Raw genomic sequence first — 23,200 nt, 5'->3', positions numbered from 1 at the left:
CAAACCTGTACCGGCACTTTCGATTTCGACAGCAAAGTTGAGCCGCTTGGATCGAACCGCAGTTTCGATGCCAAGTTGCGTGAGGTCGCGAAGGGGGAGGTGGGAGCCAAGCTGATCGACGTCACGCGGGCGGCTGGTTGGACCGATGATTGGGTGCGCATGGTCGAGGTGCGTGCGTCGACTACCGAAGCCGACCTCAACCAACACGCGAATATGGCCGGATACTGCTGGAAGCACCTCCCCACGACCGGCTATCGGGAAGGGCCGGAGCAGGGCTACTACCTGTTCCTCGATCAGGTCAAGCCGGTACAGGTCGTCTCCTGGAGCGGGAACAAGAAACCTCTCGAGGTCCGCGACCTGGGTGCGCTTACCGCCGAATCGCTGCTCGTGCCCTCTCAGTGGCACGACAAACTCGAGCCCGCGCCCTAAAAGCCCACGCTGGCGAGGTTGTTCGCCTGAGATGTGCCGAGGTCGAAACGACCGAGCGCGTTGTATTCCAAGCGAAATAACCTCTGCTGGCAAGCGGTGCCCAGTCACAGTCGCTCGGATGACGCCTCGAGACGTTTCACCGCGCGTCGAGGCTGCGGCGCCGTCGTTGAGGTGTCTGTCGTCGCGGCTTCCCTCGCGCACCATCACGCCCCTGCTGGCCTATTCGGTGGCGTGTGTGACGGCTTCGAACAGCGCGATATGTGCAACAGGCCTCACCTTGGTGGTGGTTTGCACCACCTTGGGGGAGCGAGCCCAGCACTCGGGGGCCTGATACCGGGGGCGAAAGTGGCGGACAGTTAGACCTGTCACCGCCAGCGAACCGGAGCATCCCATGTCGATCACCAGCACAATTGTCATCTCGGCAGAACATCGTGCCACGGTCTCGACTGAAGACGGTGTGGAACTCGCGGTTCGCGAATACGGCCCACGAAATGCGGACCTCACGGTCGTCCTCGTGCACGGACATTGCCTGCGCACCGAGTCCTGGACCTACGTCCGCGACGCGCTGCTGCGCCAATACCCCGACGCCCGGGTCGTCTGCTATGACCACCGCGGCCACGGCGACTCCGCCACGGCGTCGCGAAAGACCTACAACCTGGAGCAACTCGGCCACGACCTGCGCGACGTTCTCGACGCCGTCGCCCCCACCGGACCGGTCGTCCTCGTCGGCCACTCGATGGGCGGTATGACCACGCTGACCTACGCCAGCCAGAACCCGCAGGAGATCGGCACTCGCATCGTCGGCGTCGCACTCATCGCGACCGCGGCGAGCGGGCTCGCCGACGCCGGTTTCGGCCGCCTCCTGCGCAACCCGGTCGTTTCGGTATTCCAGGCCGCCGTCCGACGGGCGCCGGTCGCGATGCACCGTGCGAAGCTGATGGCCTGCAAGGTCTTCGCCCCGATCATCCGGACCGCCGAATTCGGTGACCGCAAGGTCAGCGCCCGCGTGCTCACCCTTGCCAACGCGATGCACAACGAGACGCCGATCGTGACGATGGCCAGCTTCCTGAGCGCCTTCATGGTCTATGACCAGACCGACGCCCTTCCTCTGCTCTCGAAGATCCCGACGTTGGTGCTGTGCGGCGCCGCCGACCTGATGACGCCACCGTCGCATTCCGTCGCGATGGCCGCCGCCGTCGAGTACGCGGATTACGTGATGGTCGAGGGCGCCGGTCACTCGGTGATCCTCGAGCAGCCGACGCAGGTCGCCGAGGCCATCGCCCGCCTGCTGACCCGTGCAGGCGGTACCAGCAGCGTCGAGGGCGCCCACCTCACCCTCGTCGCGTAATCCGCTCGAACAGACGGCTTATTGTGCGAGGTCGATGAATACGGCTTCCTCGTGGAATGCGGCCGCAAGGACGTGGATCATTGAGCTGTGAGGGTCACCTCGGTCCAGATGTCATCCTTGACGGCGATCTTGTTGGGGACGGGCTTGGGGGATATGTCTGCTCGGATGACGGTGTGGTCGTGGTCTGCGAGCGAATCGAGGAGGGACTTCTTCGGGATCGTTTTTGCCCATCGCTTGACGAGGCCGAATGGGATCATCGCGTATCCGTTTGTCTGCCAATCGGTTTCGATGAAACGTCGGGGGGTGGCGTTGTGGGAACCGTGGTGTCCGACCTTGTATAGAGATAAATCGGAAACCAGAGCGACGTTTTTCGTGTCGGCGAGTACGTGCTCCCATGCGCCCTGTTGCGCGTCTCCGGGAAATAGCAGCCGGGTTCCGGAGATGTCGAGGACGAAGAAGACGCTGGTGTTGTTGACCGCGTTCTCGAGGATCGAGGCGGCGCGCAGCAATCGGTCGTCGTCGGTGACGAGTTTGTCCAGGTGCAGATCCGCCTTCGCCTTGGGCAGCCTGCCCGGCAAGGGATTCCGCGCGATGTAGCGCCGGTTGAACAGCGGTGTGGGCGTGTCGTCGGTGTCCGTGGCGGTGCCGCCCCTGACCAGTGGCCACGACTGCTTCGCGGGCGGATCCATTCGCTTGAGGAACTGGGTATCGCGCGGTGGGCCGAGGATGTGTGCGACGAGCCCTACGCGAGCCACGGTGATCTTGTTCTCCGTCTGCTTCTTGCTCGGCAGGTGCCGCACCCGATGCGGTGCTGCGAACCCCTTCTGGTTCCGGCCCAGGAGGCGATCGGTCGCGGCGGCATTGCCTTGCGAGTTCAGCGCGAATGCGCGTGCCTGTTCGACTGCCGCTGGAATGCGGTCGAGTCGATGGACGCGCCGGTCGATGAGCGCGGCCAGGCCGCGCGCGGCATCGTCCTGCCCGCTGCGGATCCGTCGCGCGTCCGCGTCGTCGGGGTCCTCGACAAACGGCACCCACACCTCGTCGACTTCGACCTGCTCCCATTCCGCGCAGGCGAAGCCGGTGATGTGATCGGCGTGGTGGTGGGTGGCGACGACGACGTCGAGATGCGGTCGGTGACCGGGATCTGCCTCGGCCAGGTCGGCGATGATCGCCTGCACGGAGTCACGGATCGGGCGCGCCTGGCCCTGGCTGTGTACGCCGCAGTCGACCAACATTCGCCACGTTTCGTGCTTGCGCCGGACCGTCACGGTGAAGGCGTCGCCGAATCCGACGTTGTACATCCGCACGGCAATCGTTGTCGGCGTTGACATATCGCACCTACTGATCTGTTTCCGAGTGGATCGCGGCGAAGTCGAGGCGGTGGATCGCGTGCTCGGCAGTCCATGCGCTCAGCGCGTCGTCGGCTTCCAATCTGTCGAACCAAGCACGCATCGCGGCGAGTCGTAGTTTGCCCGCTTCGTGTAGTGGCCGTGCGGCGTCGTCGTCGGCCGAGGACTCATCGCTCAGCGGCAGTGGCTTCGCGATGACGTAATCCACACTCCCATCGGCGCTGACGACCAGAGCGGTGGCGGCGCGGATCACCGGATGCTTTCCCGGCGTCGATTCTTCGAGGTCGGCGCGGCGTTGCAGGAGCTGAATGGCCAGTTCGGGACGCGGTAGCCGATCACCCGCCAGCCGGTATGAGACGTGGATTCCTTCGCAGCTGATGGCGAAGTTCGGATCGAGCCCGAGTTGGGGTGCGTTCGAACGGGCCCAGGCGATGAGGTCTTTGGCGACTTGCTCGAAAACGGAACGCCGCGTCTGGGTGCCGGCCAGCCCGGCGGAGCCGTTGCCGTCGGGTAACGAGGGTGTGCGTAATTCGCCGGGGTTGCCGATCGGGTCGAGATCCTTCGATGCGGACAGGATGACTCTGGACAAGTCCACCGGATGATCGCCCTCGCTGAGGTTCAGCCTGGTATCCGGCTGCTGCCAGATCAGCGCCTCGTCGGTCAACGAGGTGACGCTGATCGGCCAGATGCCGCGCCGCCGCAGTGCCTCGACGAGACTGCTGCGCAGATGTAGCCGGTCCTCCGGGTACAGGCCGCGATCCGCGGTGACGATCGCGCGCACCACATCGCCGAACGTCACGTCGATGACCGGGAGATAGTCGAATCCACGCACGACCATTCCGAGAATCCGGTCCGCGGTCTTCACCGCCTCGTCGGCGAGCCGCGATACGAGGTCCGGGTGCAGGCGACCCGCCGGAAGCATGCCGGTTCCACCGGTGGCGATCCGCAACAGGTCCGCGATCGCATTCTGGTAGGCGTCGAGGTACGCGTCGAATACCGCCGCCACGAAACACGCGCCCCGCTCGTGTGGCTCTTGTGCCGCGCGAAATCTATCCGGCGTCCGGTTCGGGTCCGTTATCGCCGAACGCAGTGCGGCGCCGCGACCGGTCGACTCGCCGAATTCCCTGGCCAATTCCAGCAGTCCCGCGCTGTTCTCGAGTTTTCCCGAGGTGTTCGCGATTGCCTCGAGTACTACATCCCGGTGTGCGAAATGCTGGAACAGGGCCATCAAGTCGGCAACGGCCTCGTGCCAGGCGAAGACATCTCGGTTGGTGGATTCGTTGTAGAGCCGCCGGATTCGATGCACGATCGCGTGCGTCACCTCGTGCGCGATGATGTCACTCGACAGGCAGGTGAAAATGACCTGGCCGGGGAGATTCGCGCCGGGGTTCTCGGCATCGGCTTGGTAATAGCCGAATAGCACGGCGCGGCGCCGCGGATCGAAATAGGCGTTCTGCCCCTCGAAGGCATGCGGGACGAGGCGCAGGATCTGGTCGCCGTGCCAACGGAATCGACGTCCCATGAATCGTTCGAACCGTTCGATGACACTCATTGCCACCGCGTATACGACCTGTTGATGCGCCCGCGGATCACCCTCCGTCGGACGAATTCCGTCTTGCGCCAACACAAATGGATCGTCGAGGTCGACCGGCTCGTACCAGGCATCGCGGCTGGCGTCGAAGTCGACCACCTGTACGAGTCCACCGTCGGGTCCGGGGCCGCGGATGCATTCGAAGGGGATGTCCAGCGTGAGAAACCGCCCGGACAGACGTGTCGACATCGGGTCGAATGCGAAGGTGCGCAGCCTGCGCCGGGCCGGCGGGCCGATTCCGCTATTGCCGCACGCCGATGTCCGCGGGCCAGCCGCGGTGGTCGCCGCTACATGCGCAATTTGGTCCATTGTTCGTCCTCCCACCGGATGTCTTGGGGGATTCGTTTCCGATAGTTCGGGTCGGTCGTGCACCGGGACCGCACGCTCGTGTGCACTTGGGCACCCGATGGAACCTTGCGCCGACGGTAGGTGAGCAGGGCCCAGATCCACCCCATTCGGTGCACCCGGCCGTTCGCGTGCATCGGGTCGACGGCGCAGGTCCGCAGATATGCCTCGGCCCGCAGCAGCAATCCGGACTCGAGTGCGCCGTCCGCGATCCACTTCAGCGCGATCTCGGCTAGCTTCGGATCGTCCTCGAATGTGCCACCGACGTCGGAATGAACACCGGCGAACCAGGCCTCGGTGAGAACCGGACGGTCCCCCTTGGGCATGACCAGGTATTCCTCGTACGGACGGCGCTTCTCATCGATGGAAACGGCGTGCCACGCCTTCACCACGTTGGGCACCTGCCTGGTGAAGGGCCAGCGGAGTTCCCAGCGGAGCAGACCGGCCGCCTTGACCGTGTCCCATACGCCGAGGAATTCGATGGGAATCGAGAAGTCACCGTGCTGGGACTTCGAGCAGAAGGTACGGGCGTATCGGCGCAACTCTGGCCAGTCCGTAGCTTTGCGCGTGTATGCGCTGACAACATATTGGACGAGGTTCTCGCTGCCCGGACGCAAGAGGCCCGGCTCGTGCAGCAGTCCGGCCAGGGCGCGCGCGGTGTACGCACCGCGGCTGAATCCGAATATGAATACTCGGTCGCCTGGTTGCCAGTGCTCGATCAAATAGGAGTAGGCCTCGGCGAGATTCGACCGCAGCCCGCTGCCGAGCGCCAATCCGAGCATCCGCGAAAACCATCGGGCCGTGGGCGACCATGCACCCCGAGCACTGAATGTGCCGACACCCGGGTCGTAGTAGGCGATCTGCTTCGCGGAATCGCTCAGGTCCAGCATCTCGAATAGGCGGACCACATTCGTGCTGCCACTGGCGCGGAGCTGATTACCTGTCCCGTCGAGACAGATGACGATGTTCTTGGATCCAGTGGACACAGGACGAGTGTGGGCTCGTCGAGTCGGCAAGTATCGAGTAGTGCTCTACCTGAATCCCCCGCTGATCGTCGATCGGGGAGCGAGTACGATTCTGCTGGTCAGGACGGGTTCTAGGCGTTTACGAGCTCGACGCACATGATCGGACGGTGTGAATAGCAAGAACTCATTGGGATACGCCATTTTGGAAGATCAAATCATATCTCGTTTCGCTCTTCTTTTCGTCACCATATTCGCGGGGTTCGCCGTACCCTTGGCCGTTGCCGCTGGAGCGCAGGCCGCACCGGATGATCCTGGTACGCCGTGTGGGACCAATATGGTTATGAACACGCATCGTGAATGTGTACCGGTCGACAGCTTCTGTACGTTGTCGGACGGGATGATCATCGGGACCATCGGGCCCGACGGACGGTGCGTTATTCCTGGAACGAATATCTGACGGTGTGGGGCGGGTCAGCGTCCCCTGGGGTACATCGTCACCACGGTGCCGTCGGTGTTGGCCGCTAGGTATGCGCCGCCGTAGGCGTCGGTCAGGTAGACCATGACAGTCGGCTGGTCATTGTTGAAGGTCCAGGAGGGATCGACAATGACGTAGCGCATCGTTGGGGTGGGGATGCCGAGGCTGTCCTCGGCGGTTCGGAGCAGGGTTGGCAGTGCGTCCCAATTGATCGCGCTCAGCTTGACCGTGGCGGGGTTGGACAGCGCGCCGCCCGCGCCCTTTCGGCTGCCGTTGCCGTCGCGGTAGACGAAGAGGTCGAAGAGTGTGGGCTTGCCGGCGACCGGTGCGCCGACGTTGGCGTAGGTCGGATAGAACGTCGCCTCGGTGAATTCCTGACTGCCGGAGACCTTTTCGAGTGCGGTGATCGCCTGTCGGATGCCGTTCGGGGTGAGTAGGTCGACAGCGTTCCCGGTCCCGGGTACCGCGGACGTCGGGCCCACAGATCGGCTCGTTGCGGGGGAATCGCCGGTGGCGGGGGGATTGCTCGGACCGGCCTGGTTGCCGGTCGAGTCGGGTCGCAGTGCCACTATCACGATCGCGACGACAACGGCAGCGACGACAACAGCAGCTACGAGCCCCAGTGCGATCCCGCGCGAGAGCGGCTTGCGCGCTGGGTAATCCGCGGGGCCGGGTAGCCGGGGTGCGGCACCGGGTGCGTGGGATGCACCGAGCGGGCTCGGCGCACCCATCGCGCCGGGTGTATTGATCGCGCCGTACGGACTCATCGAGCCAGGTGTGCTGTTGGCGCCGTGCGGACTCATCGAGCCGGGCGTGATCGAGTCGCGCGGACTCATCGATCCGGGCGTGCTGTTCGCGCCGTGCGCACCGATCGAGTTGGGCGTGTTGATCGCGCCGTGCGCACTCATCGATCCGGGTGTGCTGTTCGCGCCGTGCGCACCGATCGAGTTGGGCGTGTTGATCGAGCCGTGCACACCCATCGATCCGGGCGTACCGATCACGCCAGGAGCACTGAACCCACCCGGTGCGCTGACCGCACCGAAACCGCCGCCCGCGCTCGGCGGATCGAACGTACCTGCCGCACCGACAACCCCCGCCGCCCCAACTGCCCGCGCGAGCATCTGATCGACCTGCTCCGCGCTCGGCCGCCGATCCGGATCGGGCACCAACAACGCCGCGAGTACGTTTGTCAGCACTCCGGCCCGCTGCGGCGGCGGCACCTCACCTCTGATGACGGCCGCGAGCGTGGCGACAGTCGAATCACGCCGCATCGGGTGAAACCCCTCCACCGCGACGTAGAGCACCAGCCCCAGCGACCACAGATCGGAGGCCGGATGCCCCTCCTGACCGCTGAGTCGTTCCGGCGCAACATAATCCAGCGAGCCGACCACACTTCCGGTGGAGGTCAACCCGTTCATGCCGTTGATCGCCGCGATACCGAAGTCGGTCAGAACCGGTGAACCATCCTCGCGCAGCAGCACATTCGCGGGTTTGATATCGCGATGCAGCACGCCCACCTGGTGTGCGGCGCGTAGGGCGGCGAGGATGCCGCGGCCGAGCTGCGCCACTCGCGGCGGGGGTAGCACGCCACCGGCCAAGTAATCGGCGAGACTCTGCCCGCGAACCAGCTCCATGACGATCCATGGGTGGGCTACCTCGGGCGAATCCACGATGTGGTGAATGGCCACGACATTCGGGTGACCGATCCGCGCCAGCGCCCTGGCTTCCCGCAGCACCCGCTCCCGGTGCACGCCCGATGAACCGGCCGCACCATCCGCTTCGTCCGCCCGCACTTCTTTCAGCGCGACCTCGCGATGCAGTGCGAGGTCATACGCCCGCCACACCGTCCCCATGCCGCCGCTGCCGAGCGGCTCGAGCAACTCGAAACGCCCGTCGACCACTGTCCGCCCGGAAATCACGGCGCAAGCCTATGTGCATCGCCGCACCGACGCGACATGCATGTTTCACATGCGGCGCAACGTCATCGATCGGCGAGGGCGAGGTGGTCCGGTCCGGCGCGAATATTTTCGCGCGGGTTGGCGCAGGATGCCAGCGCCGGAGACTGCTGTGCCGCCCGCAAATGCGTCGTCAGCAGGCATCCGACCCGCTAGGGATGCACCTTCACGGGCTCGCGCGGGGTCGGTTCGCGAGGTGCCGCGCGCCGGGTGTTCAGCCAGGCGCCCACGAACATCAGCGCGGCGCCGAGGGCTTGGACAGGGGAGATGGATTCGCCGAGCAGGATCCAGGCGCAGGTGAGGCCGAAGGCGGGGACGAGGAACATCGCCGCCGACGCGGTGGCCGGACCGACCTGCCCGACCGCGCGGTAATAGAGGACATAGGCCAGGGCGGTGGGGAGGATGCCGAGATAGGCCTGGTTGAGCCAGAATTCGAGGCTCAGATCGGACCACGGGACATCGGGGAGGGCCGGTGCCGCGAAGAGTCCGAGGGCGAGAGTGCCCGCGGCGGTGGCATATACGGTGACGGTCGGGGCGGAGAGCCTGGCCAGCAGGGGCGCGCCGAGCATGGTGTAGCTCGCCCAGCAGGCTGCCGCGGCAAGGAAGACGAGATCGCCGAGCAGGCGGTTGGCGCCGGTGGTGGGGATGCCGGCGAAGAAGACGCCCGCACCCGCGATCGCGGTGGTGAGGCCGATGATTCTGATCGGGGACAGGCGGGTGTGGCCGCGCAGCGCCGTCACGACGACCGTGAAGATAGGCGCGGCCATCGGCACGATCACGCTGCCGTCCGCCGCGGGGGCCAGGGACAGCCCGAGGAAGAACAGGAAGTTGTAGCCGAACACCCCGACGAGCCCGAGGCCGGCGGCGCGAACGCCGTCGGCGACGGGCAGGCGCGGCGCCCGCAGCACAATGAGCAGCACGATCGTGCCGATCAGGAACCGCAGGAAGCCGGCTACCTCGTGCGGCACCTCGTTCACCGCCAGCTTCGAGGACGCGAACGCGCTGCCCCACAACGCCATGACCAGCACCAAAAGCAATCTGATACGCACGGATTCGATCCTCGGCGGGGGTCGAGGCAAAGTATTGAACGCTGGTGCGGGGACAATGGATCGGTGACCGAGCACGAATGGGTCGACTACCGGCGGATGGCGGACCGGCCGGTCGAGGTCATGCACGCGCATTTCCAGCGCCACGTCTACGACCTGCACAGTCACGAGACCTACTCCTTCGGGCTGACCGAATTCGGCGCGCAGACCTTCGACTGTCGCGGTGCGACGCGCACCAGCGCGGCAGGCATGGTGATGGCCTTCAATCCGGATGAGCCGCACGACGGCCACAGCACGACCGAACTCGGATTCACCTACTGGATCGCCCACATCGGTCCCGAGTTGATCACCGATCTGCTCACCGATCGGGCGGGCCGACCGACCGGCCTGCCGCTGTTCGCCGACCCGGTGCTGCCGGATCCGGTGCTATCGGCGGCATTGAGCAGGTTGTGCGCGAGTCTGATCGGCCCCGCCACCGAGCTCGCCGCCGATGAAGCGTTGGCCGCGGCGGTGGCGGCGTTGGTGCAGCGTGGTAGCCGCAAAACTGCGAAAGCCGCAGTGATGCAGGATGGTTCGGCATCCGAGATCGCCCGCCGGGTCCGCGCCGTACTGCACGACCGCTATCTCGATCCCATCTCCATGGACGATCTGGCCGAGGCCGCCGAGTGCAGCAGATTCGCGCTGTACCGCGCCTTCCGCACCAATTACGGTCTGGCGCCCAGCGATTATCAACGACTACTGCGCCTGCGCGCGGCCCGCCGACTGATCGCCGCGGGCCGACCGATCAGCGCGGCGGCCGTCGAGGCCGGATTCGCCGATCAAGCCCATCTGACCCGCTGGTTCCGGCGCTGCTACGGCATCACGCCCGGCGTCTATCTCGAAGCAGGATGAAGCTCAAGGCGCAACGGGTTCGAGCGTCGCCTCGGTGAACGTCACGAAATCCGGTCCCTCGGTGAAACTTTCGGAGGTCTCCTCGCCGATGTAGACATCCAGATGCCGCGGCCCGCCGAGTCCGGGCGTGAATTCGTCGCCGATCGTCCAGGTCGCGGCGCTGAATCTGGCGCACACATCCTCGGATTCGCGGTCGGTGGTCCCACAACCGGTGAGCCGCAGCCGAGTTCCCGGGTCGATGTCGTCCGCCGCCGCACTCTCGAACGGGTGCAGGGCCTGGCCGCGGGTATCGCGCGGCTCGGTGTCGAGCCAGAAGCCGACATCGTAGGACCAGTTCAGGTAATCGCCCGCATGCTCGCCACTGGTGATCCGGCCGCTGCCTTCGTCGCGCACGACGTCGACGAAAGCTTCTGGCAGCGTGCCGATTTCGATATTGGCGTCGGTGCATTCGAGATCGCTGCAGCCACGCACGGTTTCGCGTGGACCGGAGTGATACGACTCGACGGCGGTGTAATAGACCGTCACGGTCCAGCCATCCCATTCGTCGGCCTCGGTGCTCAGTCCGCAGCCGACGGCGAGCGGCGATGCCGCCACAAGTGTTGCCGCGATCGTCCCGAACCCGAACCTCACGACAGCGATAGTGCCCGACGTCGCGGGCGGTGCGCTACTCGGCGCAAGGCGGTCGCGGCCACGGGTTCTCTTCGACGTGCTCGATCGACACGTTGAAACGGGAGATGAGCTCGCTCAGCTGTGCGATATCGGCGGCGTCCCAGTCGGCGACGACCGCGCCGATGCTCTCAAGGCTCTGCTCGCGATCGGCGGCGGCCAATTCCAGGCCCTTGGCGCTGGCCCGGATCTTGCGGGCGATGCCGCCCGCCGGATCGAGGACGCGTTCCACCAGGCCCTGCTTCAGCATGGCCGCGACCTGCCGGTTGATGGTCGAGATATCGAGCCGGAAGGCCTCTGACAGCTCGCGCAGGCTGAGTGGGGAGTCGATCTCCAACCTGGTCAGGATCAGATATGCCGACCGGTCGAGCTGGAAGCCCGGTCGCCGCAGCAGCGATGCGGGGAAGTGCCGGGACAGCAGGGTCAGCTCGAAGACGAGGCGGGTGAGCGCGTCATTATCCGCGGGTCCTGGTTCGGGCATGGCCCACACTATGTCGGCTGGATCACGTAGATAGCAAATTGTGCATGATACATATGATGTGTAGCGTACACATTCATGACTGTTGCAGCCGACGCGTCTTCGACCGTCACCGAAACCGACGTCCGGCGCCGTCCCACACCCCGCCTGGTCATCGCGACCCTCGGCCTGGTGGGTGTCGTCGTTTCGCTGATGCAGACGCTGGTCATTCCGCTCATCCCCACGCTGCCGTCGCTGCTGGGTACCTCGGCGTCCAACGCCTCCTGGGTGATCACCGCGACCCTGCTCGCCGGTGCGGTGGCGACCCCGATCAGCGGCCGACTCGGCGATATGTTCGGCAAGCGCCGGGTGCTGTTCGCGAATCTGGTGTCGCTGGTCGCCGGTTCGGTGGTCTGTGCCCTGTTCTCCTCGCTGGTTCCCGAGATCATCGGGCGCTCGCTGCAGGGTGCGGCCGTCGGTGCGATCCCGCTCGGCATCAGCATCATGCGCGACGAATTGCCCGCCGAAAAGGTGGGTTCGGCGATGGCGATCATGAGCGCCACGCTCGGCGTCGGTGGTGCCCTCGGCCTGCCGTTGGCGGCGGCGATCGCGCAGAACGCGGACTGGCACATGCTGTTCTGGACCTCGGCCGGGCTCGGTGTCATCTGTGCCGTAGTGGTTTTCGTCTTCGTGCCGGAGTCGCCGGTGCGGACCCCCGCGCGCTTCGACTTCGGTGGTGCGGTCGGGCTCTCGATCGCGTTGCTGGCGTTGCTGATTCCGATCACCAAGGGTGCGGACTGGGGTTGGGGCAGTGCGAGCACGCTCGGCCTGTTCGGGCTGTCGGTGCTGGTGTTCCTGATCTGGGGCTACTTCGAACTGAAGCAGCGCTCGCCGCTGGTCGACCTGCGGGTCTCGGCGCGGCCGCGGGTGCTGTTCACCAACGTCGCTACTATCGCGGTCGGATTCGCGCTCTACGGCATGTCGCTGACCTTCCCGCAGCTGATGATGGCGCCGGAGCAGACCGGGTACGGCTTCGGCCTGTCCATGGTCAATGCCGGATTGGCGCTGGCCCCGACCGGATTCGTGATGATCCTGCTGTCGCCGGTCTCCGCGCGACTCTCGGCGGTGCGCGGCCCGAAGGTCACGCTGGCGCTCGGTTCGGCCGTGATCGCGGTCGGTTACCTGTGCGCCGTGGTGCTGATGAACAGTGTCTGGGAGCTGATGGTGGCGTCGATGATCGTCGCGGGTGGCGTCGGCCTGGCCTACGCCGCGATGCCCGCACTGATCATGGGCGCGGTCCCGATCACCGAGACCGCCGCGGCCAACGGCCTCAATTCGCTGATGCGCTCGATCGGCACCTCGTCCTCGGCGGCCGTGATGAGCGTGGTGCTGGCGCATATGACGATGCAGCTCGGCCCGCACGTATTGCCCTCGCGTGACGGCTTCCACACCACCTTCCTGATCGCCACGGCGGCGGCCCTGGTCGCGATCGTGCTGACGCTGATCATTCCGATGCGCAAGGCAGCGGATGCCGCCGATATGGCCGGGCACGCCTGATCATCGGGCGCTAGCGCTCGAACGATAACGGGACCGATCCGCAACGACGAGGATCGGTCCCGTTGTCGTTGAACGCCATGCCATCGCGATATGCCGCCGCGAAACGGTCGAAGCCCGCTCGATTGGATCGGGTTGCCAGGTCGATAGCGCTACGGCGCCAGTTCCACCGACTCGGTATAGCGCCGCGCGAGGGTACGCAGATGCGCGACCAGCTCCGGCGGGCCGTCGACGCGGAAGTCCATCATCAGCATGCTCAGGTAGATGGCGATGGTCTCGAGGGCGTCCGCGCCGGTCAACAGGATGCAGGTACCGGCGTCGACGGCCTCCACCACACCGACGGCCGGGTTGATCCGGGCGATCACCGTTTCGGCGGGGGCGAGGACCGTGACCCGGGCATGCACCTTCCATCCGGTGCTGGCGATATGGCGCATGACGAAGGCCACCAGATCGTCGTCGGGCAGTGACCGCGGGGCGAAGCGGCGCGCGCCCGCGACGGCCCGCTGGACCTGGGCGACGGGAATCGCTCGCCAGGAATGGGTTTCCAGGTCGTAGGCGACCAGATACCAGCGGCGTTGCCAGTTGATCAGCCGGTAGGGCTCGATTTCGTTGTCCGCGTCGGCATTCAGGCCGATCAGCACGGTCGCGCCGTCGCGGATGGCGCCGGCGAGGGTGCTCAGCACGGCGGCGGGGACCGGAGCGTCCGGTTCGCGGGATCCAGTGGTCGCCGGTCCGATCGCAGTCGCACTGCGCAGCGCGGTCACCTTGCGCTGCAAGCGTTTCGGCAGGATCTGCTCGAGCTTCGCCAGTGCGCGCGACGCGTTCGCGGTGATATCGGCGATCCCGGTCGAGCCGTCCTCGGCCAGGCCGATCGCCACGGCCACCGCGACTGCCTCGTCGTCATCGAGCAGCAGCGGTGGCATGGTCGAGCCGCGGCCGAGTCGATAGCCGCCGATCGCGCCGCGTTCGGCGTGCACCGGATAGCCGAGTTCGCGCAGTCGCTGGATGTCGTTGCGTAGGGTGCGGTCGGTGATGTCCAGCCGTTCGGCCAGCTCACGGCCGGTATGGGCGCGGTCCTGCAGCAGCGATAGCAAGCGAAGGACTCGCGTTGTGGTGGCCGCCACCGTCGCCTCCCGAAATCTTTTTGGCCGGAGCCGATGTATTAGGAACAAAACTAGCCTAATGGCCTCATAGGCTTGGTGACATCAGCAAGAAGCAGTCAGCACAGCTCGAAAGGCCCGCCATGAACATCACGACCGCCGCCACCGCGACCCTGCGTCCCGTCTGGCGCGATGCGCTCACCACCTCCTACCGCGCGCTGACCGAGGTCGTCGCGGGCATCGGCGACGACCAGTGGCAGCTGCCGACCCCGTGCTCGGAATGGGATGTCACGCAGGTGATTCAGCACGCCGCGGGTGATCAACTCGCCTACGCCGCGGCGCTCGGTATCGGAAACGGGCCCGCATACAACCCCTTCGCCCCGTCCGGCGCGATCGACGGCGCCGCCGCCGCGCTGGTGCGGGATGCGATCGAGCAGACCGCGGCCGCCTGGGCCACGGTCACCGACGAGACCGAGACCGTCCCCACCCCGCTGCCACATGGCGCGCTGCCGACTCCGGTCGCCGCGCTGATGTGCGCGCTGGACGCGGCCGTCCACGCCTGGGATATCGCGATCGCCACCGGACAGCCCTCCCCGCTCGACGACGAACTCGCCGACCACCTGCTCACCGCGGCACGGACCGCGAATCCGGCGCCCGGCGGCGGACCCGAGGCAGAAATCGTTGAGCCGCTGCGTCAGTGGGGTGCGTACGCCGCCATCGTCGATGGTGAGTCGGGCGACACCACGGTCGATGAGCTGCTGCGCTACCTGGGTCGCGACCCGCAGGCGTAGTTCAGCCCGGTCAGCGGGCGGTGACGAAGCCCTCGGCGACCATCCAGTCGCGCGCCACTTCCGCGGGTTCCCGCCCATCGACGTCGACCTGCCGGTTCAATTCGGTGATCGCCTCGTTCGTCAATTTCTTGGAGATCGGCTCCATGATGGTGGCAACCTGTGGGTGGGCGTCGGCGAAGGATTTCCGCATCACCAGTGCCGCATTGTATTTCGGGAAGAACCCGAGATCATCCTTCAATAGCACGAGCCCGAGGGCCGGGATCCGGCCGTCGGTCGCGGCGACCGAGCCGAACCGGCACTGCTTGGCATCGGCGGTGGCCTGATAGACCACCGCGTCCTGCACGATCTGCTTGTGCACCTTGCCGACATCGATACCGTACTTGCGCGCCATTCCCGGGTAACCGTCTTGGCGCACATTGAATTCGGTGCCGACGCACGTCGCCGCGGCATCGGGATCGGTGGTGATCAGCCGGGCATAGTCGGACAAGGTGACAACGCCGGTCTCCTGCGCGGTGCGGGTACTCATCACCAGCGCGTAGGTGTTGTTCATCGGCGCCATATCCGTCCACACGATGCCGTGCGCGGCGAGGTCGGCGTCCCGGACCGCCTCGAACTGCCCCACCTCGTCCGGCACCGGAGTCTCGTTGCCGAGATAGTTGATCCACCCGGTTCCGGTGTACTCGTAGGAGATATCGATCTGACCGTGCAGTTGGGCATCGCGAACACTGTTGGAGCCCTGGATATTCGTCAGATCCCGAACCTGCGCACCGGCCGCGGAAAGGGCGAATTCGATGAGGTATCCGAGGATGTTCTGTTCGGTGAAGTCCTTGGAGCCCACCGTGATCGACACACCGTCGAGCTCAGGCACCGGACGGATACTGCCGGGACCCACCCGCAACGGCACCGCGCTGCCGGACTGTAATCCGCAGGCGCTCAACGCTAGTACGGTCGCGATTCCCAGTACCCACGCCCTCATTTCAACCCCCTCGGACCCAGATACTGCTCGGCCAGCGCACCCAGCCAGTCGACGAGCAGTGCGAGCGCGACCGCGAGCACGGCCCCGACCACCAGCGTGACGTTGTCGCGCAGCTTGTACCCGGTATCGATCAGAATGCCGAGTCCGCCAGCGCTCACCAGGAACGACAGCGTCGCGGTGCCGACGGCCAGCACGAGGGAGGTGCGCAGTCCGGCCAGAATGTAGGGGACGGCGAGCGGAAATTCGATGCGGCGCAACACCGTCAGCGCCGACATCCCCTGGCCGCGCCCGGCATCGATGACAGTCCGATCCACCTGCTGATAGCCCAGGATCGTATTGCGCAGCACCGGAAGCAGTGAATAGAAGGCGATCGGCGCGACGCCGATCCAGAACCCGGTGGTGCGGGTCGCGAGATAGAACAGCACGATCAGACCGATGGCCGGCGCTGCCGCGCCGATATTGGCGATGCCGACGAAAAGCGGTGCCAGGCGGCGATATCCGGGCCGGGTGAGCAGTGTGCCCAGCGGCACCGCGACCGCGATGACGATCACCACGACCGTCGCGGTGATCAACACATGCTGCCAGGTGACGGTCGCGATATTCGAGACGCTGATGCTGGCCTGCTGGGTGACGGTGAGGTCGCGCCGAAACGCCCACACCAGCACGCCCGCGGTGAGCACCAGCACCAGCGCGGGCTGGACGAGCAGCCGAATACGTTCGGCCCTCCGCAGTGTCGTCGGCGAGGCCGTGGCGGGTGCGGTGGTGGCCGTGGTCATGTCGGCGCGTCCGTCTCCGCGCCGGCGTGCGTGGCACGCATGGCAGACAGGTGGCCGACCAGGGTGTCGATCGTGATCAAACCCGCGTATTCGCCGCGCCGACCGGTGACGACCGCCGTCGCCGTCTGCTCGGCGAGCAAGGCCTCCAAGGCATCCTGCAGGGTCGACTGCAGCGATAGCTGTTCACCGACCGGTGAACCGCTGTCACGCAACGAATTCGCCTGCGCTAGTTGCGCACTCGACACCCAGCGCAGCGGCCGCTGCTGCGCGTCCAGGATCAGCGCCCACGGCCAGTCCCGCCCGGCCAGCGTCGCGCGGAGGCTGTCGACCGAATCGGTCTCGAGTGCCGTGGGGCAGCTGCCGAGCTCCACATCGCGGACCCGAGTGAGGGTGAGCTGCTTGAGCGAGGCGTCCGCGCCGACGAAACCGGCCACGGTCTCGTCCGCCGGATCGGCCAGGATCGCGGCCGGGGTGTCGTACTGCAGAATGCGGGATTGATTGCCCAGCACCGCGATTCGGTCGCCGAGTTTCACCGCCTCGTTGAAATCGTGGGTGACGAAGACGATCGTCTTGCCCAGTTCGGATTGCAGGCGCAGCAGCTCGTCCTGCAGCAGGCCCCGGGTGATCGGATCGACCGCGCCGAACGGCTCGTCCATCAACAGCACCGGCGGATCGGCGGCCAGCGCGCGGGCTACGCCGACGCGTTGCTGCTGGCCACCCGAGAGCTGGCGCGGGTAGCGGTGGCGGTAGGTATCGGGATCCAGGCCGACCAGATCGAGCATTTCATCGGTCCGCGCGGCGACCTTCTTGCGGTCCCAGCCGATCAAACCCGGCACTGTCGCAACGTTTTTCGCGACCGTCATATGCGGAAACAGCCCGGCCTGCTGAATGGAATAGCCGATGCCCCTGCGCAATTGGTCCGGATTCTCGCCGGTGACGTCGCGACCGCCGATCGTGATGATGCCCGAGGTCGGCTCGATGAGCCGGTTGATCATCCGCATGGTGGTGGTCTTGCCGCAGCCGGACGGTCCGACGAGGACGACGATCTCACCCGCCGGGATGGTCAGCGACACCCGGTCGACCGCCGGATCACGTTGGCCGGGATAGTGTTTGGTGACCGCGTCGAGCACGATCTCGACGCCGGATACCGCCGATGCCGTCGTGTCGCCGCGGGTCTCGGTATCAGTCACGAATTCCCCTCGAGGTGGTGAGTCGTCCGACGATGACGAAGATCCCGTCGAGTATCAGGGCGAGCACGACGATCAGAATCGTGCCGACCAGGGCCTGCGGCACCGCATTCGGGCTGCCGAGCCGGGCCAGGCCGGAGAAGATCGGATTGCCAAGGCCCGGCCCCTTGGCGTACGCGGCGATGGCGAGAATGCCCATGATCATCTGGGTGCTGACGCGCATCCCGGTCAGGATCGAGGGCCAGGCCAGCGGGAGTTCGATGCGCGCGAGCACGCGGAGCCGGTTCATGCCGACCCCGCGCGCGGCGTCGACGATCGCGGGATCGACCGAGGCCAGTCCGATGATGGTGTTGCGCAGAATCGGCAGCAGGGCGTAGAGCACCAGTGCGGTGATGGTCGGGCCGACGCCGAGACCGAGGAACGGAATCAGCAGACCGAGCAGCGCGAACGACGGGACGGTGAGAATGGCGCTGGCCAGCGCGGTCGCCACCGAGGAGCCGAACGGGCTGCGATAGACCAGCACGCCGATCAGCACGGCCACGAGCGTCGCCAGCAGCATCGATTGCACCACCGCCGAGACGTGCAGATACGAGTCGGTGATCAGCTGTGCGCGCCGATGCACCACGAATGTCCACAGTGTGTCCAGGGCCGTACCTCCGTTCGTGAAACGTGTCAAATGTGCGGCACGCTTGCACGACCTGACAAATTACTCCACCAGGGTTGGCCTGCAACTGAAGTCGCAGGTCTGCTCGTGGCAATACCACCGCCCGGCAACGCCGGGTTCTACATGGTTTCCATCGAGCTTTTTACGTCCGACGCAACTCGCCTGGACGACCTACAAAAACGACTTCCCAACTTACGGTTTGGTTTTCGCCGCATCCCAAGACCACCGCAGGCTATCACTGAATGTCATGCGTTGAAAGGAAATTCGGAACAGTCGCCAACCTCAACCACACCCGCGGGAACCTCGGGGCGGGCCCATTCGTCCTACTGATCAAGAGTCGAATCCTGGAGGGGAGCATGCCGGTGCATGAGGTGACCGAGCGGCGACGGTATGTGTGGCCGATGCTCGGCATGCTGGTGGTTGCGCTGGTGGCGGCCGGTGTGGTCGGGGTGCGCTGGTGGCAGGATCGTGCACAACCCGCAATCGCCGGAGACCGCTTGACCGCATTTCCTGCGATCGACGGGTCCAGGCTGGACCTCACGCAGGGACGGATCGTCACGGTCCTCGAACGGGAATTCAAGGCACCGGGCGACGGTCCGAAGTACGCCGAAGGGGTCGACGAACCGTGGTGCGCCGACTTCGTCAGCTGGGTGCTGCGGGAGGCGGATGCGCCCCTGGCGAATCCGAATTCCGGATCGTGGCGGATTCCGGGTGTCTACACGCTGCAGGAGTACTACCAGGGCGCGGATCGTTTCGTACCGATCGGTTCCGGATATCAGCCGCGCACTGGTGACGTACTGCTCTACGCTGAGCAGAGTCCCTTTGGTCAGCACACGAATATTGTGGTCACGGCCGATAACGGGGTGGTGACCACGATCGGCGGCAACGAGTTCGGCGAGATCGCGATGCACCGCTTCCCGCTGGCGGTGACACCCGGGATCGTCGGGTTCGGTCGTTTGTGAATAGTGTTGCCGCTCAGCCGGTCTTCCTAGTGTGGATGCGTGGTCGGCGAGCTCTCGGTTAACACTTACCATTGAGCAGGCGGCGCCCGGCAGCGCCGCCGTCCGGTCCCTGTCCTGCTACCCCCTCATCAGCAGGACAGGGACCCTTGATCGGGGCGCGTCGGCCCCGCCTTCTGGAAATCCGCGTCGCGTACCGTGTCGGGTGTCCGTTGAGAGGTGAGGGTTTCGGAAACTCTGATGCAGCCGACCGAGGAAACGACCGACGATCCCACGTGGATCGACTATGCCGATTTCGGGGAGCGGTTCGTCACCCACGCGGTGACGGCGGATCGGATCGAGGCCGCGGTCTCCAGCATGACCGGTCGCGGCATGACGATCGGCCCGTTCTCCCTCGGCCCGGCCGGACTGGCCGGGTTCGTCGCCGAGGGCAAGGTGGGCAAACCGGTCGTCCTGCGCAATGGCCCGCATGTCACCTTCGAGGTCACCGTGCCGCTGTCGATGTCGGTGAAGGTACTGCTCGGTGGGCGGAAACTGCGGTTGGAGGCGGTCACCGAAATCGACCTCACGCTGCACGCGCGCACCGCCCATCCGCTGCTCATCGTGATCGATATCCCGCCGATCACCGCCCGCGACGTCAGCTTCGTGCTGCGCGCCCAGGCCATTGCCTCGGCCTGGGAGTGGTTGCTCGACCCGATCGCCGGGGTGGTGCAGCGCGAGGTCGCCAATCGGGTGAACGCGATGCTCGCCGATCCGCAGACGCGCAGCGGCCGGGTGTTCGACGTCGAGGCCATCATCAACGGAGTTCGCTCCGAGCGCGCCACCCAGGCCGAGTTCGACTGGATCAGCTACGACGAATTCGGGCACCAGTTCTTCTCGCGCATCGTGACCAGGGATCGGGTCTTCGAATTCATCGAGCAGATCGCGGGCCGTCCGATCGAGGTCGGACCGTTCCGGACCGGGCCGCGCAACTCCGCGACGGTCACGGTGCGGGGGAATGTTCGGATACCGCAGCTCGCGGATCGGTCGGATGAGCCGGTGGCCTTCGACCTGACGCTGCCGGTGAGTCTGGACATCACCGTCGATGTGCTCAAGACCAACCGCTATCGCGCGGATGTCGAGATCCCGTTGGTGCTGATCGCGCGGGCGGCCGATCCGCTACTGGTGGTCATCGATGTGCCGCCACCCGCCTCGGATGAGCTGCGGCTGGAGTTCAAGGCGCACGGGATGCGGGCCGCCACACTCGGGGCGCTCGCCGGCATCAAGAAGCAGGTCCTCGCGCAGGTGGCCGGGGTAGTGCGCGAGGAGCTCAGCGATAGCTCGGGCCGCACGATCGATGTCGCGGCGCGGATCGACGGTATCGCCTAGCGCGACTCATTTTACGCATGTGGCGAGTGTGAATCATGTTTCCGGTGGGTCTAGCGGTTCACATGTGAATATGGTGAAATGAGTGCACGTTCGAGGCTACCGGCGCGCGAGTGAACCTTGGGGAAGGTGCGCCGGGCACGCTGCTATCCATGTCCGGGTTGCGCGAAGGAGTCCTGCGATGCGTTCCATTTCTGTGTCTCGCCGCCAGTTGTTCGCCTACACCGCCGCGGCCGCCGCCGTCGGGCTGACCGCGCCACGGGCCGCGGCCAGCGGTGTGCTCGGCACCCTCGTCGACTATGCGGGTGGCATCCCCGCCGCCAGTTCGATCAGGGACGACGGTCATGTCGGCGTGATCCGCTACGTCTCCGATCGCCGCCCCGGCGCCGAATGGATGGCGGGTAAGCCATTGCGCGCCAGCGAGGTCGATCAACTGCATGCCGCGGGTCTGACGATCGTGTCGAACTACCAGTTCGGCAAGGGGGCTACCGCCGACTGGCGCGGCGGCCTGGAGGCGGGCAAGAAGCATGCCGCGCGCGGTCTGGAGCTGCACCTGGCCGCCGGCGGTCCGGCGAACCGGCCGATCTACGCCTCCATCGACGACAATCCGACACCGGTCGATTTTGCCGCCATGATCGCGCCGTACATCCTCGGCTGGGAGTCGGTGATCGGCAAGGAGAACGTCGGCATCTACGCCAACGCGCCGACCATCGAATTGGCGCGCGCCGCGGGGCTGGGTGCCTGGTACTGGCAGCACAATTGGGGCACACCGAAGGGTTTCGTGCACCCGTCCGCACACCTGCATCAGATCGAGATCGATCAGCGCGCCATCGACGGCGTCGGCGTCGACATCAACAACATCCTCGCCGCCGAATACGGCCAATGGTGAGCCGGCGCGGCGGCTAGGTCTGGCAGTGGCAGGTGGGGGCTAAACGCAGTTCGGGCTCGTCGTCGGGGACTACCCGCAGGATGGGCCGGTTGTCGGGGGCTTCGTGGTCGCCGCGCCAGGAGAACAGGGACCACTGGGATATGCCGGAGAAGGCCGAACCGAGGCTGCCGATCGAGAACGACGAGATCACCGAGCCGAACGAGCCGACGGCACCGATGGACAGGACCGAGCCGACGCTGCCGATCGACAGAATCGAGTAGGCGGAGCCGATCGACAGTATCGAGCCTTCCGAGCGGAAGGACAGGATCGATCGATGCGAACGCCTACTCCGGATCGAGCGACCCGGGCGGATCGAAGAACGGGACCGAAGCGAAGCCTCGACAGTCGCCATAGCCTTTGTCTACCACAGTCTTTCCGGAGCGGCGAGCTATCGCACCGATTGATCCACCGTGTCGACGCCGAACAAAGCCCGGCGGTCCGTCCGGACCGCCGGGCTTCGCGGCAGCACTCAAGCGACGGTGAAGAAACCCAGCGTCGGCAGGAACGAGCAGGTCCGCGGATCGGCGTCATCGGCCTTGGTGGTCAGCGAGCCGGAGACCACCGCGACGACCCGGCCCGAGCCGGTGTCGGCGATCGCGGACAGCGTGGCCGGGCCGTCCGGGTTGATCTTCGCCTCGTCGGTCAGCGGCAGGATGCCGGTCTGCCGGGTGTCGAGGTTCAGCCACTGGACCGTCATCGGCGGGTTCTGCTCCGGTGTCGGCGACTTGGTGCCGAGCGCGGTGAAGACGAATCCGGTCTGACCGGCCGCGGGTCCCGGCGGCGGCAGGGTGGCCGGGCCGGGGACGGCGAGCGCGGTGCCGATGGAATCGGCGCCGGTGCCGATGCAGCCCTTACCGATGGTCGGGTAGAGGAACTGGGCGATGACCGGACCGCCCTGCGGGACCTCCGGTCCGCCGCCACCGCTGCCATCCAGGAAGGTGATGATCCGTTCCAGCGTGGACTTGATCTGCGGAGGCAGGTTCAGCGTCGCCAGCAGTGCCCGCGCCTGATCGAGGATGGCGCTCTTCGGCGCATCCGCGACCGGCTTGGCGTCGGCGACCGGCTTGGCATCGGCGACCGGCTTGGCATCGGCCGGTCCGGCGATGGCACCGACGATGGCCGGGGCCAATGCGGCGAGCACATCGATCGGGACGCCCTCGGGAACCATGGGAATGGTGTTCCTCGGTGCGACGGGCGCGGGGGCCGGTGCCGCGACTGCCGTCGACGGCGCGGCGAGCGAAGCGCTCGCTGCGATGGCGAGCGCGGACAACAAGATCCGCGATCCTCGGGTGCGAAGCACTGGTCTAGCCGTCCTTAACCTCGGGTACATCACAGGAGCGATGCAAAAAGCCATCGTTTCGGGGTCACTCTAGGGACATGAGC

Annotated in this window: 23 protein-coding genes; 9 read left to right on the top strand and 14 right to left on the bottom strand. The window is 66.0% G+C overall.

All coding sequences use genetic code 11. The features are described from left to right. Nucleotides 1-75 precede the first annotated feature (75 nt). Together OG874_RS28435 and OG874_RS28430 are read left to right on the top strand one after the other, a co-directional pair. On the top strand, nucleotides 76-429 hold the full coding sequence (locus tag OG874_RS28435; protein WP_330250170.1) for a hypothetical protein: 354 nt from the start codon (nucleotides 76-78) through the stop codon (nucleotides 427-429). A 391-nt stretch (nucleotides 430-820) separates the two neighbouring features. Continuing rightward, complete coding sequence (locus OG874_RS28430) at nucleotides 821-1,777, top strand: alpha/beta fold hydrolase (protein WP_330250169.1); 957 nt, start codon at nucleotides 821-823, stop codon at nucleotides 1,775-1,777. Nucleotides 1,778-1,854: 77 nt separating this feature from the next. On the opposite strand, the gene OG874_RS28425 is transcribed toward OG874_RS28430, so the two are convergent. From OG874_RS28425 to OG874_RS28415, 3 genes are read right to left on the bottom strand one after another with little or no spacing between them, the layout of a single operon-like run. Further along, nucleotides 1,855-3,108 carry a hypothetical protein gene (locus OG874_RS28425; RefSeq protein ID WP_330250168.1) on the bottom strand — a complete coding sequence of 418 codons (1,254 nt, stop codon included), beginning with the start codon at nucleotides 3,106-3,108 and terminating at the stop codon, nucleotides 1,855-1,857. A gap of 7 nt (nucleotides 3,109-3,115) precedes the next feature. After that, the gene (locus OG874_RS28420) at nucleotides 3,116-5,026 is read right to left on the bottom strand and encodes a hypothetical protein (protein WP_330250167.1); all 1,911 of its coding nucleotides are present in this window, start codon (nucleotides 5,024-5,026) and stop codon (nucleotides 3,116-3,118) included. Further along, nucleotides 5,005-6,048 carry a DUF2235 domain-containing protein gene (locus OG874_RS28415; protein ID WP_330250166.1) on the bottom strand — a complete coding sequence of 348 codons (1,044 nt, stop codon included), beginning with the start codon at nucleotides 6,046-6,048 and terminating at the stop codon, nucleotides 5,005-5,007. The genes OG874_RS28420 and OG874_RS28415 overlap by 22 nt, the downstream gene beginning before the upstream one ends. A 148-nt stretch (nucleotides 6,049-6,196) precedes the next feature. On the opposite strand from OG874_RS28415, the gene OG874_RS28410 reads away from it, so the two are divergent. Continuing rightward, nucleotides 6,197-6,484, top strand: a complete 288-nt coding sequence (locus OG874_RS28410; protein WP_330250165.1) for a hypothetical protein — start codon at nucleotides 6,197-6,199, stop codon at nucleotides 6,482-6,484. A gap of 14 nt (nucleotides 6,485-6,498) precedes the next feature. Here the strand turns inward: OG874_RS28410 and OG874_RS28405 are convergent, their stop codons facing one another. Both OG874_RS28405 and OG874_RS28400 read right to left on the bottom strand, forming a co-directional pair. Continuing rightward, nucleotides 6,499-8,421: a serine/threonine-protein kinase gene (locus OG874_RS28405; RefSeq protein ID WP_330250164.1), complete on the bottom strand. Its 1,923-nt coding sequence runs from the start codon at nucleotides 8,419-8,421 to the stop codon at nucleotides 6,499-6,501. A gap of 188 nt (nucleotides 8,422-8,609) precedes the next feature. Then, the gene (locus tag OG874_RS28400; protein ID WP_330250163.1) at nucleotides 8,610-9,506 is read right to left on the bottom strand and encodes a DMT family transporter; all 897 of its coding nucleotides are present in this window, start codon (nucleotides 9,504-9,506) and stop codon (nucleotides 8,610-8,612) included. Nucleotides 9,507-9,569: 63 nt separating this feature from the next. Between OG874_RS28400 and OG874_RS28395 the strand changes: the two genes are divergently transcribed. Further along, the gene (locus tag OG874_RS28395) at nucleotides 9,570-10,394 is read left to right on the top strand and encodes an AraC family transcriptional regulator (RefSeq protein WP_330250162.1); all 825 of its coding nucleotides are present in this window, start codon (nucleotides 9,570-9,572) and stop codon (nucleotides 10,392-10,394) included. A 3-nt stretch (nucleotides 10,395-10,397) separates the two neighbouring features. Here the strand turns inward: OG874_RS28395 and OG874_RS28390 are convergent, their stop codons facing one another. Both OG874_RS28390 and OG874_RS28385 read right to left on the bottom strand, forming a co-directional pair. Continuing rightward, the gene (locus OG874_RS28390) at nucleotides 10,398-11,024 is read right to left on the bottom strand and encodes a hypothetical protein (RefSeq protein WP_330250161.1); all 627 of its coding nucleotides are present in this window, start codon (nucleotides 11,022-11,024) and stop codon (nucleotides 10,398-10,400) included. 34 nt (nucleotides 11,025-11,058) lie between these two features. Further along, on the bottom strand, nucleotides 11,059-11,541 hold the full coding sequence (locus OG874_RS28385; protein WP_330250160.1) for a MarR family winged helix-turn-helix transcriptional regulator: 483 nt from the start codon (nucleotides 11,539-11,541) through the stop codon (nucleotides 11,059-11,061). 75 nt (nucleotides 11,542-11,616) lie between these two features. Between OG874_RS28385 and OG874_RS28380 the strand changes: the two genes are divergently transcribed. After that, nucleotides 11,617-13,074, top strand: coding sequence for an MFS transporter (locus OG874_RS28380; protein ID WP_330250159.1), 1,458 nt, complete (start codon nucleotides 11,617-11,619; stop codon nucleotides 13,072-13,074). Nucleotides 13,075-13,223: 149 nt separating this feature from the next. Here the strand turns inward: OG874_RS28380 and OG874_RS28375 are convergent, their stop codons facing one another. After that, on the bottom strand, nucleotides 13,224-14,195 hold the full coding sequence (locus tag OG874_RS28375; protein ID WP_330250158.1) for a helix-turn-helix transcriptional regulator: 972 nt from the start codon (nucleotides 14,193-14,195) through the stop codon (nucleotides 13,224-13,226). Nucleotides 14,196-14,314: 119 nt separating this feature from the next. Here OG874_RS28375 and OG874_RS28370 point away from each other — a divergent pair, with 119 nt between their 5' ends. Further along, on the top strand, nucleotides 14,315-14,962 hold the full coding sequence (locus OG874_RS28370) for a TIGR03086 family metal-binding protein (RefSeq protein WP_330250157.1): 648 nt from the start codon (nucleotides 14,315-14,317) through the stop codon (nucleotides 14,960-14,962). Nucleotides 14,963-14,972: 10 nt separating this feature from the next. Here OG874_RS28370 and OG874_RS28365 read toward each other — a convergent pair whose 3' ends face one another. From OG874_RS28365 to OG874_RS28350, 4 genes are read right to left on the bottom strand one after another with little or no spacing between them, the layout of a single operon-like run. Beyond that, nucleotides 14,973-15,938 (bottom strand): glycine betaine ABC transporter substrate-binding protein, encoded by a 966-nt coding sequence (locus tag OG874_RS28365; protein WP_330250156.1) that lies wholly within the window; start codon nucleotides 15,936-15,938, stop codon nucleotides 14,973-14,975. Further along, a complete protein-coding gene (locus OG874_RS28360; protein WP_330250155.1) occupies nucleotides 15,935-16,714 on the bottom strand; it encodes an ABC transporter permease in 780 nt (259 codons plus the stop codon). The genes OG874_RS28365 and OG874_RS28360 overlap by 4 nt, the downstream gene beginning before the upstream one ends. Next, the gene (locus OG874_RS28355) at nucleotides 16,711-17,904 is read right to left on the bottom strand and encodes an ABC transporter ATP-binding protein (protein ID WP_330250154.1); all 1,194 of its coding nucleotides are present in this window, start codon (nucleotides 17,902-17,904) and stop codon (nucleotides 16,711-16,713) included. Before OG874_RS28355 ends, OG874_RS28360 begins: the two co-directional genes overlap by 4 nt. Continuing rightward, nucleotides 17,897-18,547 (bottom strand): ABC transporter permease, encoded by a 651-nt coding sequence (locus OG874_RS28350; RefSeq protein WP_330257457.1) that lies wholly within the window; start codon nucleotides 18,545-18,547, stop codon nucleotides 17,897-17,899. Before OG874_RS28350 ends, OG874_RS28355 begins: the two co-directional genes overlap by 8 nt. A 374-nt stretch (nucleotides 18,548-18,921) precedes the next feature. On the opposite strand from OG874_RS28350, the gene OG874_RS28345 reads away from it, so the two are divergent. The 3 genes from OG874_RS28345 to OG874_RS28335 all read left to right on the top strand — a co-directional run bounded on the left by OG874_RS28345 (nucleotide 18,922) and on the right by OG874_RS28335 (nucleotide 21,778). Then, entirely contained in the window at nucleotides 18,922-19,527 is a 606-nt protein-coding gene (locus tag OG874_RS28345; RefSeq protein WP_330250153.1) for a CHAP domain-containing protein, read from the top strand. 237 nt (nucleotides 19,528-19,764) lie between these two features. Next, complete coding sequence (locus tag OG874_RS28340) at nucleotides 19,765-20,892, top strand: hypothetical protein (RefSeq protein WP_330250152.1); 1,128 nt, start codon at nucleotides 19,765-19,767, stop codon at nucleotides 20,890-20,892. 178 nt (nucleotides 20,893-21,070) lie between these two features. Further along, complete coding sequence (locus OG874_RS28335) at nucleotides 21,071-21,778, top strand: DUF1906 domain-containing protein (RefSeq protein WP_330250151.1); 708 nt, start codon at nucleotides 21,071-21,073, stop codon at nucleotides 21,776-21,778. Between the two features lie 13 nt (nucleotides 21,779-21,791). On the opposite strand, the gene OG874_RS28330 is transcribed toward OG874_RS28335, so the two are convergent. Further along, on the bottom strand, nucleotides 21,792-22,169 hold the full coding sequence (locus OG874_RS28330; protein WP_330250150.1) for a hypothetical protein: 378 nt from the start codon (nucleotides 22,167-22,169) through the stop codon (nucleotides 21,792-21,794). A 117-nt stretch (nucleotides 22,170-22,286) separates the two neighbouring features. Further along, nucleotides 22,287-23,117 (bottom strand): Rv1157c family protein, encoded by an 831-nt coding sequence (locus tag OG874_RS28325; protein ID WP_330250149.1) that lies wholly within the window; start codon nucleotides 23,115-23,117, stop codon nucleotides 22,287-22,289. Between the last annotated feature and the right edge of the window lie 83 nt (nucleotides 23,118-23,200).

It is taken from the genome of Nocardia sp. NBC_00565, from assembly GCF_036345915.1.
Taxonomy (GTDB): Bacteria; Actinomycetota; Actinomycetes; order Mycobacteriales; family Mycobacteriaceae; genus Nocardia.
The sequence above is the reverse complement of the archived record's forward strand: the minus strand, read 5'-3'. Positions and strand labels throughout refer to the sequence as shown.

Excerpts from the sequence above, each read along its gene's own strand:
- OG874_RS28380 (WP_330250159.1), top strand. The coding sequence starts at position 11,617 with ATGACTGTTGCAGCCGACGCGTCTTCGACCGTCACCGAAACCGACGTC.
- OG874_RS28385 (WP_330250160.1), bottom strand. The coding sequence starts at position 11,541 with ATGCCCGAACCAGGACCCGCGGATAATGACGCGCTCACCCGCCTCGTC.
- OG874_RS28420 (WP_330250167.1), bottom strand. The coding sequence starts at position 5,026 with ATGGACCAAATTGCGCATGTAGCGGCGACCACCGCGGCTGGCCCGCGG.
- OG874_RS28425 (WP_330250168.1), bottom strand. The coding sequence starts at position 3,108 with ATGTCAACGCCGACAACGATTGCCGTGCGGATGTACAACGTCGGATTC.
- OG874_RS28430 (WP_330250169.1), top strand. The coding sequence starts at position 821 with ATGTCGATCACCAGCACAATTGTCATCTCGGCAGAACATCGTGCCACG.
- OG874_RS28345 (WP_330250153.1), top strand. The coding sequence starts at position 18,922 with ATGCCGGTGCATGAGGTGACCGAGCGGCGACGGTATGTGTGGCCGATG.
- OG874_RS28335 (WP_330250151.1), top strand. The coding sequence starts at position 21,071 with ATGCGTTCCATTTCTGTGTCTCGCCGCCAGTTGTTCGCCTACACCGCC.
- OG874_RS28330 (WP_330250150.1), bottom strand. The coding sequence starts at position 22,169 with ATGGCGACTGTCGAGGCTTCGCTTCGGTCCCGTTCTTCGATCCGCCCG.
- OG874_RS28340 (WP_330250152.1), top strand. The coding sequence starts at position 19,765 with ATGCAGCCGACCGAGGAAACGACCGACGATCCCACGTGGATCGACTAT.
- OG874_RS28365 (WP_330250156.1), bottom strand. The coding sequence starts at position 15,938 with ATGAGGGCGTGGGTACTGGGAATCGCGACCGTACTAGCGTTGAGCGCC.
- OG874_RS28360 (WP_330250155.1), bottom strand. The coding sequence starts at position 16,714 with ATGACCACGGCCACCACCGCACCCGCCACGGCCTCGCCGACGACACTG.
- OG874_RS28370 (WP_330250157.1), top strand. The coding sequence starts at position 14,315 with ATGAACATCACGACCGCCGCCACCGCGACCCTGCGTCCCGTCTGGCGC.